Origin of the sequence: Streptomyces sp. NPDC088732, from assembly GCF_044751205.1 — a bacterium.
Lineage (GTDB): Bacteria > Actinomycetota > Actinomycetes > Streptomycetales > Streptomycetaceae > Actinacidiphila.
In genome coordinates, this window is the sequence record NZ_JBIVLI010000017.1 from 70,394 (window position 1) to 85,673 (window position 15,280).

Sequence of the window (15,280 nt, forward strand, 5' to 3'; positions counted from 1 at the left end):
TGAAGCTTGAATGATTAGGGTCTGCTGGGTCTGTAGCGTTTGCTCTGGGTTCGCTCAGGTTTCGCTTAGTGTTCGAGTGGCGGTCACTTGGGGAGTCCCGGCACTCGTAGCTTCTGCCCCCCACCTGTGGGCTCATCGCCGAGTCCGGGAGATTCACCAGTGACCACCACCACACACAAGGCCGGCACGGCAGGCCATGCCGATCTCGGCCACGTCATCTTCATCACCGCGGCCGCCGCCATGGGCGGCTTCCTCTTCGGCTACGACAGTTCCGTCATCAACGGCGCCGTCGAGGGCATCCGCGGGAAGTACGACATCGGCTCCGCCGCACTCGCCCAGGTCGTCGCCATCGCGCTCATCGGGTGCGCCATCGGCGCCGCCACCGCGGGCCGGATCGCCGACCGCATCGGCCGCATCCGGGTGATGCGGATCGCCGCGGGGCTCTTCACCGTCAGCGCCGTCGGGTCCGCGCTGCCCTTCGCCCTGTGGGACCTGGCCCTCTGGCGGGTCATCGGCGGCTTCGCCATCGGCATGGCGTCGGTCATCGGCCCCGCCTACATCGCGGAGGTCGCCCCCGCCGCCTACCGCGGACGGCTCGGCTCGTTCCAGCAGGCCGCGATCGTCGTCGGCATCGCCGTGTCCCAGCTTGTCAACTGGGGCATCCTCCAGGCCGCCGGCGGCGACCAGCGCGGCCACCTGCTGGGCGTCGAGGCCTGGCAGCTGATGCTCGGCGTCATGGTCGTGCCCGCCGTGCTGTACGGCGTGCTGTCCTTCGCCATCCCCGAGTCGCCGCGGTTCCTGATCTCCGCCGGCCGTCTCACGGACGCCAAGGAGGTGCTGCGCGACATCGAGGGCGAGGGCGTCGACACCGACGCGCGTGTCGCCGAGATCCGCTCCCACATGAGGAGCGAGCACCGGTCCACGTTCAAGGACCTGCTGGGCGGGCGCTTCGGCTTCGCCCCGATCGTGTGGATCGGCATCGGGCTGTCGGTGTTCCAGCAGCTCGTCGGCATCAACGTGATCTTCTACTACTCCGCGACGCTGTGGCAGTCCGTCGGCATCGACCCGAGCAGCTCGTTCCTGTACTCGTTCACCACGTCGATCATCAACATCATCGGCACCGTGATCGCGATGGTCTTCGTCGACCGCATCGGCCGCAAGCCGCTGGCGCTCATCGGCTCCGTGGGCATGGCGGTCTCCTTGGGCCTGGTCGCCTGGGCCTTCTCCCACAAGACCGGCAGCGGTGGCGACATCACGCTGCCGGGCGCCGAGGGCGCCGTGGCGCTGATCGGCGCGCACGCCTTCGTGCTGTTCTTCGCCCTGTCGTGGGGTGTCGTGGTGTGGGTCTTCCTCGGCGAGATGTTCCCGAACCGCATCCGGGCCGCGGCCCTCGGCGTCGCCGCGTCGGCGCAGTGGATCGCCAACTGGGTGATCACCGCGAGCTTCCCGAGCCTGGCCGACTGGAATCTGTCGCTGACGTACGTGATCTACACGGCCTTCGCGCTGCTGTCGATCCCCTTCGTGCTCAAATTCGTGCCCGAGACGAAGGGCAAGACCCTGGAGGAGATGGGCTAGCCCCGCCGCCCGTACTTCCGCGGTGGCGCCGCCCCCGGTCCGGTCGGGACCGGGGACGGCACCGCGTGCTCACTGATCGGCCGTCAGTTGAGCGGACTTGGGAACCCGTGCCCGGGTGGCTCCCTGGGGAGGGCGCCGCGTGACCGATACTGGACGGGTTATGGAAACCGTCATTCTTGCCGTAGTCATCGCCCTGGTCGTGATCCTCGCGGCCGGCGGGCTGGTGGTGGGCAGCCGCCGCAGGAAGCAGCTGCCCCCCGCCCCGCCCACCGAGACCCCGACGATCACCGCCCCGCCCGCCGAACCTCATGTCGGCGACGAGGCCGAGGAACCGCGGGACGAACCCCGCCGGACCATCGAAGAGGTCGAGCTCCCCGACGCGGAAGGGGCCGCGGGCCCGGGCGTCGTCGTCGAGGAGCGCCCCGCCGCCGTCGAGATCGAGCTGCCGGAGCCGACCGCGGGCCGCCTGGTGCGCCTGCGCTCGCGGCTCTCCCGCTCGCAGACCGCGCTCGGCAAGGGGCTGCTCACCCTGCTCTCCCGTGAGCACCTGGACGAGGACACGTGGGAGGAGGTCGAGGACACCCTGCTCACCGCGGACGTCGGTGTCGCCCCCACCCAGGAACTGGTCGAGCGGCTGCGCACGCGGGTACGGGTGATCGGCACCCGGACCCCCGCGGAGCTGCGCACGCTGCTGCGCGAGGAGTTGCTGACCCTCGTCGGCACGGACTTCGACCGCACCCTGCACACCGAGGGCAAGCCCAACGCGGACGGGGCGGACCAGCCGGCCGTGCTGATGGTCGTCGGTGTCAACGGCACCGGCAAGACCACCACCACCGGCAAGCTCGCCCGTGTGCTCGTCGCCGACGGCCGCAGCGTCGTCCTCGGGGCCGCCGACACCTTCCGTGCCGCCGCCGCCGACCAGCTGCAGACCTGGGGCGAGCGGGTCGGTGCCCGTACGGTGCGCGGGCCCGAGGGCGGCGATCCCGCGTCGGTCGCCTTCGACGCGGTCAAGGAGGGCATCGCCGAGAGCGCGGACGTCGTGCTCATCGACACCGCCGGCCGGCTGCACACCAAGACCGGCCTCATGGACGAACTGGGCAAGGTCAAGCGCGTCGTGGAGAAGCACGGCCCGGTGGACGAGGTCCTGCTCGTGCTCGACGCCACCACCGGCCAGAACGGCCTGGTGCAGGCCCGCGTCTTCGCCGAGGTCGTGGACATCACCGGCATCGTGCTGACCAAGCTCGACGGCACCGCCAAGGGCGGCATCGTCGTGGCGGTCCAGCGTGAGCTCGGCGTACCCGTCAAGCTCATCGGCCTGGGCGAGGGCGCGGACGACCTCGCCCCCTTCGAGCCCGAGGCGTTCGTGGACGCGCTGATCGGTTCCTGACCCCGGCCGGCACGCCCTTAAGTGCATGAGTAAGGGGCGCGCTCCCTGGGGCGCGCCCCTTACTCATGCGGAGGCGGGACCTGGTGCGGCGGTCCGCTCAGGCGTACGCGCGGTCGCGGTGGCAGACGTACGCCAGGGTGCCGAGGAGCAGGCGCGCCTCGGGGGGCTGCTGGGCGGCGTCCAGGGCCGGCGGCCGCAGCCACCGGACGGGGCCCAGGCCGCCGAGGTCGGAGGGCGGCGCGGTGATGTCGTCGCCGAGGCCGAGGCAGCGCAGGTCGAGGTCCGCGTCGTCCCAGCCCATGCGGTAGAGCAGGTGCGGCAGCTCCGCGGCGGCGCCCGGCGCGACGAAGAACTGCGCCCGGCCGTCCGGGGTGGCGACGACCGGCCCGAGGCGCAGTCCCATGCGTTCCAGACGCACCAGGGCGCGCACGCCGGATCGTTCCGCCACTTCGATCACGTCGAAGGTGCGCCCCACGGGCAGCATGAGCGCCGCGCCCGGCACCTGCTCCCATGCGGCCACGGCCTGCTCCAGCGTCGCCCCGGCCGGCACCTCGCCGGCGAAGTCCAGCCGGTGCGCCCCCGGTGCCTTGCAGCCCGGGTCCCCGCAGGAGCACTGGCCGCCCCCGCGTGTGGCGCGCGCACCCGGCGCCACCGCCCAGCCGCACAACCCCGTGTACTCCGCCACGGTGGTGCACGCCGAGGCGTGCGTGCGGCGGCGCGCGCCGGAGCGGATGTTTCGCATCTCGCGCATGCTGCCGATCGTGAAGCCCATGACACCCCCAACGGGTCGCAGTTGCCGATGGTTACGCCCGTGCCTGGTCGGCATGTGTCAAGTGAAGCGCGCCGCGTGCGGACGTAGTTCATTCGAAGGGGTGGCGAATGGTGGCGTTTCCGCAAGGGGGTCGCCGGATGGGTGATCGTAGGATTACTTTCGGTTGGGAAGCCCCGGGGAGTATGCGGGCCGGCGGGTATGCCGGAGGCAAGGCTCGTAGCACACTGAGCACTTGGGGGCCGAACCAGGCAACGGGTCCAAGCCTCCGAGGTGTTGGGCGACGGAATGGGGGCATGACCGTGGGCGGCACACAGGACAAGCAGCCCAACGCGCAGTTGACCTCATGGTTTGTGCGCAGCGGCTGGTCCAAGGGCGAACTCGCGCGTCAAGTGAACCGCAGGGCGCGGCAGATGGGCGCGCTGCACGTCAGCACGGACACCTCCCGGGTACGCCGCTGGCTCGACGGCGAGCAGCCCCGCGAGCCCATTCCGCGCATCCTCTCCGAGCTGTTCTCCGAGCGCTTCGGCTGCGTCGTGCCGGTGGAGGACCTGGGGCTGCACCCCGCCCACCAGCCGCCCGCCGCCACCGGGGTCGACCTGCCGTGGGCCGGCCCGCAGACCGTCCAGCTGATCAACGAGTTCTCGCGCAGCGACCTCATGCTGGGCCGCCGCGGATTCCTCGGCACCTCCCTGATGCTCTCCGCCGGCCCGTCCCTCGTGGAACCGATGCAGCGCTGGCTGGTGCCCGTGCCCCCGCAGGGCGGCGTCGGCCACCAGTCACCGCTCCGCGAGACCGGCGACCGCCGGCCGAAGCTCTCCGGCCCCGAGCTGGAGCTGCTGGAGGCCACCACGGTGATGTTCCGCCAGTGGGACAACCAGTGCGGTGGCGGCCTGCGCCGCAAGGCCGTCGTCGGCCAGCTGCACGAGGTCACCGACCTGCTGCAGGAACCGCACCCGCAGGCCGTCGCCCGCCGGCTCTACCGCGTCACCGCGGAACTGGCGGCGCTCGCCGGCTGGATGTCGTACGACGTGGGTCTGCACCCCACCGCCCAGAAGTACCTGGTCCTCGCGCTGCACTCGGCCAAGGAGGCCGACGACCAGCCGCTGGGCGCGTTCATCCTGTCGAGCATGAGCCGCCAGATGATCCACCTGGACCGGCCGGAGGACGCCCTGGAGCTCATCCATCTGGCGCAGTACGGCAGCCGCGGCACCGCGACCGCCACCACCCAGGCGATGCTGCACGCGGTGGAGGCCCGCGCCTACGCCACGATGGGCCAGGTCAACAAGTGCCACCGGGCCGTGCGGATGGCCGAGGACTCCTTCTCCGACTCCTGCCCCACCGAGGACCCCGACTGGATCAGCTTCTTCAACGAGGCAGAGCTCAACGCCGAGAACGCCCACTCCTACCGCGACCTGGCCTATGTGGCCGGCCGCAGCCCCGCGTACGCCTCACTCGCGCGCCCGGTGATGCAGAAGGCCGTCGACCTCTTCGCCGACGACAACGTCCATCAGCGCGCCTATGCCCTCAACCTGATCGGCATGGCCACGGTGCACCTCCTGGAGAAGGAACCCGAGCAGGCGGCACGCCTCACCGTGCAGGCCATCGACGTGGCCCGGCACGTGCGCTCCGAACGGGTCAACACCCGCATCCGCAAGACCGCCGACTCCGCACTGCGCCACTACGGCCATGTGGCCGAGGTCGCCCAGCTCACCGAACGGCTCGCCACCGCCCTCCCCGAGGCCGCGGAAACGGCCTGATCCCGCCACCGCCCCAGCACTCCGGCCGCGGCCGGCCATCCCGACAGCCCGACTCGGCTCCCCCATGCCAGGTCAACCGGGTGGCCGTCCGCGGCCGGTCCCGTATACAGCGCGTCGGCCCCGCCAATGGTCACGGAGCAGTCACGGCGGCTTACGCTGAGGCTGCGGTTCATCGTGACGTAACACAGCCGACTTCTTCGTCACGGCCTCGAAACACCGGGTGGCGCCCACGGAAACCCGCCTGGGACAACCTCATGGCGAAAACCGGCCCACAAGCCCCCTTCCCGCACGGGCCGTCCGGATGACGAGGAGACGCCGATGGCAGCAGGCATCTTGACGCTTGCCGCAGACACGCCCAAGTTGGACAGCGGCAGCACGGCGTTCATGCTGCTGAGCGCCGCACTCGTGCTCGTGATGACCCCCGGCCTCGCCTTCTTCTACGGCGGCATGGTGCGGGTCAAGAGCGTGCTGAACATGCTGATGATGAGCTTCATCGCCATCGGCATCGTCACCGTGCTCTGGACGCTCTACGGCTTCACCCTCGCCTTCGACTCCGGCAACGCCTTCGTCGGCGGCCTCGACTGGGCCGGCATGCGCAACATCGGGATCTCCCAGCTCTGGGACGGCTACACCATCCCGGTCTACGTCTTCGCCGTCTTCCAGCTGATGTTCGCGATCATCACCCCCGCCCTGATCAGCGGGGCGCTCGCGGACCGGGTGAAGTTCGTCGCCTGGTCGCTGTTCGTCGCGCTCTGGGTCACGGTCGTGTACTTCCCGGTCGCCCACATGGTCTGGGCCTCCGACGGCTTCCTCTTCACCCACGGCGTGATCGACTTCGCCGGTGGTACGGCGGTGCACATCAACGCCGGTGCGGCGGCGCTCGGCGTGATCCTCGTGATCCGCAAGCGCGTGGGCTTCAAGAAGGACCCGTTCCGGCCGCACAACCTGCCGCTGGTCATGCTCGGCGCCGGTCTGCTGTGGTTCGGCTGGTTCGGCTTCAACGCCGGCTCCTGGCTCGCCTCGGACGGCGTCGCGGCCGTGGCCTTCACCAACACGCAGGTCGCCACCGCCGCCGCCATGCTGGGCTGGCTCGCCTACGAGCGGATCAAGCACGGCTCCTTCACCACCCTGGGTGCGGCCTCCGGCGCCGTCTCCGGCCTGGTCGCCATCACCCCGGCCTGCGGCTCGGTCAGCCCGCTCGGCGCCATCGCCGTCGGTGTCATCGCGGGTGTGGCCTGCGCCGCCGCGGTCGGCCTGAAGTACAAGTTCGGCTTCGACGACTCCCTGGACGTCATCGGCGTCCACATGGTCGGCGGCATCATCGGCTCCCTGCTCATCGGCTTCCTGGCCACCGGCGGTGTCGGCCAGACCGCCAAGGGCGTCTTCTACGGCGGCGGCTTCGACCAGCTGTGGAAGCAGTTCCTCGGTGTCGGCGTGGTCCTCGCCTACTCCCTGGTCGCGTCGGCCATCCTTGCCAAGCTCATCGACCTGGTGATCGGATTCACGGTGAGCGAGGACACGGAGGTCGCGGGCATCGACCAGGCCGAGCACGCGGAGACCGGCTACGACTTCGCGGGTGTGGCCGGCGCCGTCCGCTCCGTTCTCTCCTCCCTGGACAGCAGCAGTGGCACCGAGGCCGGCGCCTCTTCGAAGAAGGTGGATGCGTGAAGCTCATCACGGCAGTTGTGAAGCCGCACCGGCTGGACGAGATCAAGGAGGCCCTCCAGGCCTTCGGCGTGCAGGGCCTGACCGTCACCGAGGCGAGCGGCTACGGCCGGCAGCGGGGTCACACCGAGGTCTACCGGGGTGCCGAGTACACCGTCGACCTCGTCCCGAAGGTCCGCATCGAGGTGCTGGTCGAGGACAGCGACGCCGACCAGCTGATCGACGTCATCGTCAAGGCGGCCCGCACCGGCAAGATCGGTGACGGCAAGGTCTGGAGCCTGCCGGTCGACACGGCGGTGCGGGTCCGCACCGGCGAGCGCGGGCCGGACGCACTCTGAGACAGCGCGGGGCGCGGCCGGGATCCGGCCGCGCCCCTTTCGCACGGCGACGGGAGACAGTGTGACGGAGAGCGTCGAGGCCAAGGCCGGCGACAACACCCCGGAGGGCTATGCCGCCGCCCGGCTGGCGCTGCTGAACGGCGACGGACCCTCGGGGCCGGCGCGCCGCAAGGCACTGGCCGGCATCACCGACCGCTGGCTGGCCGCACTCGCCCACGGCGCGGCCGCCCGGGCCGGCGCCGGCACCTGGGCCCTGGTCGCCGTCGGCGGCTACGGCCGGGCCGAGCTCTCCCCCCGCAGCGACCTCGACCTGCTGCTCCTGCACGACGGTTCCGGGAAGGCCGCCACCGTCGCGTCCCTCGCGGACGGTGTCTGGTACCCCGTGTGGGACCTGGGCGTCGCCCTCGACCACTCGGTACGGACCCCCGCCGAGGCCCGCAGGACCGCGGGCGAGGACCTCAAGGTCCAGCTCGGCCTGCTCGACGCCCGCCACATCGCGGGCGACGCCGCTCTGACCGCGTCCCTGCGCTCCGCCGTCCTCGCCGACTGGCGCAACCAGGCCCCCAAGCGGCTGCCCGCGCTCCACGAACTCTGCCTGGAGCGCGCCGAGCGCCAGGGCGAGCTGTCCTACCTCCTCGAACCCGATCTCAAGGAGGCCCGCGGCGGCCTGCGCGACGCCACCGCACTGCGCGCCGTGGCCGCCTCCTGGCTGGCCGACGCGCCCCGCGAGGGCCTGGAGGACGCCCGGACCCGGCTGCTCGACGCCCGCGACGCCCTCCACATCGTCACCGGCCGCGCCACCGACCGCCTCGCGCTGCAGGAGCAGGACCAGGTCGCCGACGCGCTCGGCCTGCTCGACGCCGACACCCTGCTGCGCCAGGTGTACGAGTCGGCCCGCACCGTCTCCTACGCCTCCGACGTCACCTGGCGCGAGGTCGGCCGGGTCCTGCGCGCGCGGCAGACCCGGCCCCGGCGGCGCGGCCTGCTCGGCCTCGGCCGCCCCGAGCAGAGCGCGGCAACGGCCGAGCGCACTCCGCTCGCCGAGGGCGTCGTGGAGCACGAGGGCGAGGCCGTTCTCGCCCGTACGGTCCGGCCGGAGCGCGATCCGGCGCTGCCGCTGCGCGCCGCGGCGGCCGCCGCGCAGAACGGACTGCCGCTGTCCCTGCACGCGGTCCGCCGGCTCGCCGTCGCGCAGGCCGCCCGCCCGCTGCCGGTGCCGTGGCCCGCCGAGGCCCGCGAGCAGCTGGTGACGCTGCTGGGGGCGGGGGAGTCCACCGTCCCGGTGTGGGAGGCGCTGGAGGCCGAGGGCATGGTCACCCGGCTGATCCCGGACTGGGAGCGGGTGCGCTGCCGACCGCAGCGCAATGCCGTGCACATCTGGACCGTCGACCGGCACCTCGTCGAGTGCGCCGTGCGCGCCTCCCGGCTGACCCGCCGGGTCGGCCGCCCCGACCTGCTGCTCATCGCGGCCCTGCTGCACGACATCGGCAAGGGCTGGCCCGGCGACCACTCCGAGGCGGGCGAGATCATCGCACGCGACGCCGCGGCCCGCTTCGGCTTCGGCCGCGCCGACGTCGCGACGCTGGCCCTGCTGGTCCGCCACCACCTGCTGCTGATCGAGACCGCGACCCGCCGCGACCTGGACGACCCGGTCACCGTCGAGGCCGTCGCCGAGGCCGTGCGCGACACCGAGACCCTGGAGCTGCTGCACGCGCTCACCGAGGCGGACGCGCTGGCCACCGGCCCCGCGGCCTGGAGCGCCTGGCGCGCCTCCCTGGTCGCCGACCTGGTCAAGCGGGTCGCCGCCGTACTGGCGAGCGGTGAGGTGCCGGAGCCCGCGGCCCCCGAGACCACCGCCGAGGAGGAGCGCCTCGCGGTCGAGGCCGCCCGTACCCGCGGCCCGGTGATCGCGCTGCACGCCCACACCGAGCCCGGCCCGGAGGCCGCCTCGCGGGACACGGCGGACGACGAGCCGGAGCCGGTCGGCGTCGAGCTGCTGCTGGCCGTGCCGGACCGTCCCGGTCTGCTGGCGGCCGCCGCCGGCGTCCTCGCCCTGCACCGGCTCACCGTCCGCGCCGCCGACCTGCGTGCGGTCGACCCCATCGGCGAGGGCCCGGTCACCCTGCTGCGCTGGCGCGTTGCCGCCGAGTACGGCTCCCTGCCCGAGGCTGCGAGGCTCCGCAACGACTTTGCCCGGGCCTTCGGGGGCTCGCTGGACATCGGGACCCGGCTCGCCGAGCGCGAGTCGGCCTACCCCCGGCGGCGCGGCGTGACCCCGCCCCCGCCGCGGGTCACCGTCGCGCCCGGCACCTCCAAGGCGGCGACCGTCATCGAGGTCCGCGCCCATGACGCCCCGGGGCTGCTGCACCGGATCGGCAGCGCCCTGGAGACGGCGGGCGTCAATGTGCGCTCAGCCCGGATCAGCACGCTCGGCGCCAACGCGGTGGACGCTTTCTACGTCACCGACGGCAACGGCGATCCGCTTCCCGACGTACGCGCGGCCGAGCTCGCCGAGCAGGTGGAGCGGGCGCTGCGCTGACGCCATGGAGACCTTTCAGGGGCCGGGCGGATACCCTGGAGGGCGATCCACCTCCCGCCCCCGACCTGAGGATCCGCGACCGACGTGTTCGACACCCTTTCCGACCGCCTCGCAGCGACATTCAAGAACCTCCGGGGCAAGGGCCGCCTCTCCGAGGCCGACATCGACGCCACGGCGCGCGAAATCCGTATCGCGCTGCTGGAGGCGGACGTCGCCCTGCCGGTGGTCCGCGCGTTCATCAAGCAGGTCAAGGAGAGGGCCGCGGGGGCCGAGGTCTCGCAGGCGCTGAACCCGGCCCAGCAGGTCATCAAGATCGTCGACGAGGAGCTGGTCGGCATCCTCGGCGGCGAGACCCGCCGTCTGCGGTTCGCCAAGCAGCCGCCGACCGTGATCATGCTCGCGGGTCTGCAGGGTGCCGGTAAGACCACGCTGGCCGGAAAGCTCGGCCGCTGGCTGAAGACGCAGGGCCACGCCCCGCTGCTCGTTGCGGCCGACCTCCAGCGCCCCAACGCCGTCAACCAGCTCCAGGTCGTCGGTGAGCGGGCCGGTGTCTCCGTCTTCGCCCCGCAGCCGGGCAACGGCGTGGGCGACCCGGTGCAGGTGGCCAAGGACTCCGTCGAGCACGCCCGGGCCAAGCAGTACGACGTCGTCGTCGTCGACACCGCCGGCCGCCTCGGCATCGACGCCGAGATGATGCAGCAGGCCGCGGACATCCGCGACGCCGTGCAGCCCGACGAGATCCTCTTCGTCGTCGACGCCATGATCGGCCAGGACGCGGTCAACACCGCGGAGGCCTTCCGTGACGGCGTCGGCTTCGACGGCGTGGTGCTGTCCAAGCTCGACGGCGACGCGCGCGGTGGTGCCGCGCTCTCCATCGCGCACGTCACCGGCCGCCAGATCATGTTCGCCTCCAACGGCGAGAAGCTGGACGACTTCGACGCCTTCCACCCCGACCGGATGGCCTCGCGCATCCTCGGCATGGGTGACGTCCTGAGCCTGATCGAGAAGGCCGAGCAGACCTTCAGCCAGGCCGAGGCCCAGAAGATGGCCGAGAAGCTGGCCAAGGGTCCCAAGGAGTTCACGCTCGACGACTTCCTCCAGCAGATGGAGCAGGTCCGCAAGATGGGCTCGATCTCCAAGCTGCTCGGCATGCTGCCGGGCATGGCCCAGATCAAGGACCAGATCAACAATCTCGACGAGCGCGATGTGGACCGCACCGCCGCGATCATCAAGTCGATGACCCCGGGCGAGCGCCAGGACCCGATGATCATCAACGGTTCCCGCAGGGCCCGTATCGCCCGCGGTTCCGGTGTGGACGTCAGCGCGGTGAAGGGCCTGGTCGAGCGGTTCTTCGAGGCGCGCAAGATGATGTCCCGGATGGCCCAGGGCGGTATCCCGGGGATGCCCGGCATGCCGGGCATGGGCGGCGGCCGCCAGAAGAAGCAGCAGAAGAAGGCCAAGGGCAAGCGCCAGAGCGGCAACCCGCTGAAGCGCGCGGAGGAGGCCAAGGCCGAGGCCGCCCGCCGCGAGCAGCAGGCGGGCAATGCCTTCGGCGTCCCGCAGGACCAGGGCAACCAGTTCGAACTGCCCGACGAGTTCAAGAAGTTCATGGGCTGAGCCCGTCGCCCCGTGCCGTGCCGCGGACGCCCCCGGGAGGGGGGTGCCCGCGGCGCACGGGCATGATGGACGCATGCGCGTTCACATCCGCCTGCCGGAATTCGCCGACGCCCCCGCGTACCGCGAGGCCGTCCTCCGCTCGGCCGAACACGTGGGCCAGTGGAATCCCGTCGAACCGGACGGGCTGCCGGAGCTGCTGCGCCGCCAGGGGCCGGGCCTGCGGACCTTCCTCATCGTCGACGAGGAGACCGGCCTGATCGCGGGGAAGTGCAACGTGGCCAACATCGTCATGGGCCGGTTCCGCAACGCCTCGCTGGGCTACGACAGCTACGTGCCCTTCGTCGGCACGGGCCGGATGACCGAGGGCCTGCGCCTGGTGGTGGAACGCTGCTTCACCGCGGAGCCGCGCGGGCTGGGCCTGCACCGGCTGGAGATCAACGTCCAGCCGGAGAACGAGCGGTCGGTCGCCATGGCCAAGCGGCTCGGCTTCCGGCACGAGGGTTTCTCGCCCCGGATGCTCTACCTGAACGACGCCTGGCGGGACCACGAGCGCTTCGCGCTGACCGCCGAGGAGTGGCCCGGGGCCTGACCCGGAACTTGAGGGGCGCGCGCGGGCCGCTGTCCGTATGGTGCCAATATGGCCAATTCGGTACCGCCCCGGAAGAACCCGGGCGACCCCTGGCGGGCGGAGGGGGCTCCGCCGTCACCGCCCACCAGGCGACGGCGCAGGCTCGGCGGCTGGGGCGGCATGATCCTGGCCGCGGTCGTCGTCTTCGTCATCACCGACCTGGTGCTGTCGCTGGTCGCCGGCGCACGCCCGATCACGATCTCGTACTCCGAGTTCGGCCGGCAGCTCGCCGCGAACAACATCTCGAAGATCTACTCCAAGGGCGATGCCATCGAGGGCCAGCTCAGGGAGTCCGCCCCCGCGCCCAAGAGCTCGGGGGAGAAGACCTACACCCAGTTCAAGACGCAGCGCCCGGTCTTCGCCAAGGACGACCTGTGGGGCGCGCTGACCAAGAACAAGGTCACCGTCACCGCGCAGCCCGTCGTCCAGCAGCGCGGCATCCTGTACAACATCGCGCTGTCCCTGGCGCCGGTGCTGCTGCTGGTCCTGCTGTGGCTCTTCGTCGCGCGCCGCATGAGCCGGCTGGCCGGCGGGGGAGGCCTCGGCGGGCTCGGCGGCTTCGGACGCAAGACGCCCGTGCCGATCCGCCCCGACCAGGGCCGGCGCACCACCTTCGAGGACGTCGCCGGCATCGACGAGGTCGAGGCCGAACTCAACGAGGTCGTGGACTTCCTCAAGCGGCCCGACGCCTACCGGGCCCTCGGGGCGCGCATGCCGCGCGGCGTCCTGCTCGCGGGACCGCCCGGTACCGGAAAGACGCTCCTGGCACGGGCCGTCGCGGGCGAGGCCGATGTGCCGTTCTTCTCCGCCTCGGCGTCGGAGTTCATCGAGATGATCGTCGGCGTCGGCGCCGGCCGGGTGCGCGAGCTGTTCGCCGAGGCCCGCAAGGTCGCCCCCGCGATCATCTTCATCGACGAGATCGACACCATCGGCCGCGCCCGCGGCGCCGCCGGCGGACTCGGCGGCCACGACGAGCGCGAGCAGACCCTGAACCAGATCCTCACCGAGATGGACGGCTTCTCCGGCTCCGAGGGCGTCGTCGTCATCGCCGCCACCAACCGCCCGGACGTCCTCGACCCCGCCCTCACCCGGCCCGGCCGCTTCGACCGCACGGTGCACGTCAGCCCGCCCGACCGCGCCGGCCGCGAGGCGATCCTCCGCATCCACCTCCGGGACGTCCCGCTGCAGGACGACATCGACCTCACCCGGATCGCCCGCGCGACCCCCGGCATGACGGGCGCGGAACTCGCCAACCTCGCCAATGAGGCCGCTCTGCTCGCCGTCAAGCGAGGGAAGAAGGCCGTCGGGCAGCGTGAGTTGTCCGACGCCCTGGAGAAGGTGCAGCTCGGCGCCGAGCGTCCGCTCGTGCTCTCCCCCGAGGAACGGCGCCGCACCGCGTACCACGAGTCGGGCCACGCCCTGCTCGGCATGCTGCAGCCGGGCGCCGACCCGGTACGCAAGATCACCATCGTGCCGCGCGGCCGCGCCCTGGGCGTCACCCTGTCCACGCCCGACGCCGACCGCTACGCCTACAGCGAGGAGTACCTGCGCGGCCGCATCATCGGCGCGCTCGGCGGCATGGCCGCCGAGCACGTCGTCTTCGGGGTGATCACCACCGGCGCCGAGAACGACCTGGAGCAGGTCACCAACCTCGTGCGCGGCATGGTCGGCCGATGGGGGATGAGCGACCGGGTCGGGCCGCTGTCGGCGATCCCGTCCGACGCCCAGCAGCCGTACGGGCTGTCCGCCGCGCCCTCCACCCTCGACGTGGTCGACGCGGAGATGCGCCGCATCGTCGACGAGTGCTACGGCACCGCCTGCCGCCTCCTCGACCAGCACCGCGGGCAACTGGACTCGCTGGCGGAGCGGCTGCTGGAGGCGGAGACGCTGGAGGAGGGCGAGGCGTACGCGGCCGCGGGCATCCCCCGGCTGGAGAAGCCGACCGGGAACCTCGACTAGGTGATCGACACCAAGGTTTCGGGCCCCTGAAGTGAACCGGGCCCGGAGCGGGTCAGACCCGTGCCACCAGGTAGCGGAAGACGTTCTCCATCCGCACGGTGCCGTCCGCACGCCGGTACGGGTGCAGTGCCTCCCGCAGTTCCTTGCGCACCTGGTCCCCGTCCGTGGCGGCGGCCGCCGCGTCGAAGAGCCCGGTGGAGACCAGGCCGCGGACCGCGCTGTCCATGTCGGGGTAGCCGAACGGGCAGGAGACCCGTCCCGACCCGTCCGGGCGCAGCCCCGCCCCGCGGGCCATGTCCTCCAGGTCGTCGCGGCCGCTGAGGCGGGTCTCCACCGCGGCGCCGCGCGGCTCGGCCAGGCGTGCGGCGACCCGCAGCACCCGTCCGGTCGCGCACCGCTCGGGCGGACCCCAGCCGGCCAGGACGACGGGGCTGCCGCGCTCGGCGAGGGCGGCCGCCGCGCGCAGCGCCGGCACCAGGTCCGACGGCGGCGCCGCCGGGTCGAACGCGGTGATCACCGTGAACGGCCGCGCTCCGGGCACGGCCGCCGCCTCCGGTCCGCCGGGCACCAGCCGTACCCGGCCGGAGGAGGGCGCGGGGACGCCCCATTGCGGGGCGGGCAGCAGTCGCTGCCGCGCGAGTGCCAGCCGGTGGTCGTCGGGGTCGCACCCGGTGACGGTGGCGCCCCGGGCGGCGGCCATGAGCAGCGCGAGCCCCGCACCGCATCCGACGCCCAGCAGGCGGGTTCCGGTGCCGACGTTCAGGCGCTCGTGCACGGACTCGTAGAGCGGCACGAGCATCCGCTCCTGGATCTCGGCCCAGTCCCGCGCCCTTTGGTCGGTCCGGTGGATCGGTGGGTGTGCGAGCGTAGGTGTCATAGATCGCCCCTTCAGCCGCGTCGCGGTCTCGCTGAAAGCTTTCCTCGTCCGCTCCCCCGTTACGCCGCGCATGTTCCCGGTTACGCGGTGCACGCCCCCTAGGTCAGCCAACTCCCCTTCCGGGCCGTAGTCCAGAGGTTTGAAGGCGGGGATTGAGCCGAACCCG

At 72.1% G+C, this 15,280-nt stretch carries 11 protein-coding genes; 9 read left to right on the forward strand and 2 right to left on the reverse strand.

The window, feature by feature from the left end:
- Nucleotides 1–159: 159 nt before the first annotated feature.
- Both ACIP9H_RS27335 and ftsY read left to right on the forward strand, forming a co-directional pair.
- A complete protein-coding gene (locus ACIP9H_RS27335) occupies nucleotides 160–1,575 on the forward strand; it encodes a sugar porter family MFS transporter (RefSeq protein WP_401591412.1) in 1,416 nt (471 codons plus the stop codon).
- Between the two features lie 160 nt (nucleotides 1,576–1,735).
- Nucleotides 1,736–2,962, forward strand: coding sequence for a signal recognition particle-docking protein FtsY (ftsY, locus tag ACIP9H_RS27340; RefSeq protein ID WP_401591410.1), 1,227 nt, complete (start codon nucleotides 1,736–1,738; stop codon nucleotides 2,960–2,962).
- A 97-nt stretch (nucleotides 2,963–3,059) separates the two neighbouring features.
- On the opposite strand, the gene ACIP9H_RS27345 is transcribed toward ftsY, so the two are convergent.
- The gene (locus ACIP9H_RS27345; RefSeq protein ID WP_360911164.1) at nucleotides 3,060–3,734 is read right to left on the reverse strand and encodes a bifunctional DNA primase/polymerase; all 675 of its coding nucleotides are present in this window, start codon (nucleotides 3,732–3,734) and stop codon (nucleotides 3,060–3,062) included.
- Between the two features lie 293 nt (nucleotides 3,735–4,027).
- Here ACIP9H_RS27345 and ACIP9H_RS27350 point away from each other — a divergent pair, with 293 nt between their 5' ends.
- The 7 genes from ACIP9H_RS27350 to ftsH all read left to right on the forward strand — a co-directional run bounded on the left by ACIP9H_RS27350 (nucleotide 4,028) and on the right by ftsH (nucleotide 14,237).
- Nucleotides 4,028–5,491, forward strand: a complete 1,464-nt coding sequence (locus ACIP9H_RS27350; protein WP_401961301.1) for a hypothetical protein — start codon at nucleotides 4,028–4,030, stop codon at nucleotides 5,489–5,491.
- A gap of 318 nt (nucleotides 5,492–5,809) precedes the next feature.
- Complete coding sequence (locus ACIP9H_RS27355; RefSeq protein WP_401591405.1) at nucleotides 5,810–7,159, forward strand: ammonium transporter; 1,350 nt, start codon at nucleotides 5,810–5,812, stop codon at nucleotides 7,157–7,159.
- Nucleotides 7,156–7,494 (forward strand): P-II family nitrogen regulator, encoded by a 339-nt coding sequence (locus tag ACIP9H_RS27360; protein WP_360911170.1) that lies wholly within the window; start codon nucleotides 7,156–7,158, stop codon nucleotides 7,492–7,494. The genes ACIP9H_RS27355 and ACIP9H_RS27360 overlap by 4 nt, the downstream gene beginning before the upstream one ends.
- Nucleotides 7,495–7,555: 61 nt before the next feature.
- Nucleotides 7,556–10,033, forward strand: a complete 2,478-nt coding sequence (locus tag ACIP9H_RS27365; RefSeq protein ID WP_401591401.1) for a [protein-PII] uridylyltransferase — start codon at nucleotides 7,556–7,558, stop codon at nucleotides 10,031–10,033.
- Between the two features lie 84 nt (nucleotides 10,034–10,117).
- Nucleotides 10,118–11,650 (forward strand): signal recognition particle protein, encoded by a 1,533-nt coding sequence (gene ffh / locus ACIP9H_RS27370; protein ID WP_401961306.1) that lies wholly within the window; start codon nucleotides 10,118–10,120, stop codon nucleotides 11,648–11,650.
- A gap of 73 nt (nucleotides 11,651–11,723) precedes the next feature.
- Entirely contained in the window at nucleotides 11,724–12,239 is a 516-nt protein-coding gene (locus ACIP9H_RS27375) for a GNAT family N-acetyltransferase (RefSeq protein WP_401961308.1), read from the forward strand.
- Nucleotides 12,240–12,287: 48 nt separating this feature from the next.
- Complete coding sequence (gene ftsH / locus ACIP9H_RS27380) at nucleotides 12,288–14,237, forward strand: ATP-dependent zinc metalloprotease FtsH (protein ID WP_401591395.1); 1,950 nt, start codon at nucleotides 12,288–12,290, stop codon at nucleotides 14,235–14,237.
- 52 nt (nucleotides 14,238–14,289) lie between these two features.
- Here ftsH and ACIP9H_RS27385 read toward each other — a convergent pair whose 3' ends face one another.
- Nucleotides 14,290–15,114: a methyltransferase domain-containing protein gene (locus ACIP9H_RS27385; RefSeq protein ID WP_401961311.1), complete on the reverse strand. Its 825-nt coding sequence runs from the start codon at nucleotides 15,112–15,114 to the stop codon at nucleotides 14,290–14,292.
- Nucleotides 15,115–15,280 lie beyond the last annotated feature (166 nt).

Excerpts from the sequence above, each read along its gene's own strand:
- ACIP9H_RS27385 (WP_401961311.1), bottom strand. The coding sequence starts at position 15,114 with ATGACACCTACGCTCGCACACCCACCGATCCACCGGACCGACCAAAGG.
- ftsY (WP_401591410.1), top strand. The coding sequence starts at position 1,736 with ATGGAAACCGTCATTCTTGCCGTAGTCATCGCCCTGGTCGTGATCCTC.
- ACIP9H_RS27355 (WP_401591405.1), top strand. The coding sequence starts at position 5,810 with ATGGCAGCAGGCATCTTGACGCTTGCCGCAGACACGCCCAAGTTGGAC.
- ACIP9H_RS27345 (WP_360911164.1), bottom strand. The coding sequence starts at position 3,734 with ATGGGCTTCACGATCGGCAGCATGCGCGAGATGCGAAACATCCGCTCC.
- ftsH (WP_401591395.1), top strand. The coding sequence starts at position 12,288 with ATGGCCAATTCGGTACCGCCCCGGAAGAACCCGGGCGACCCCTGGCGG.
- ACIP9H_RS27350 (WP_401961301.1), top strand. The coding sequence starts at position 4,028 with ATGACCGTGGGCGGCACACAGGACAAGCAGCCCAACGCGCAGTTGACC.
- ACIP9H_RS27375 (WP_401961308.1), top strand. The coding sequence starts at position 11,724 with ATGCGCGTTCACATCCGCCTGCCGGAATTCGCCGACGCCCCCGCGTAC.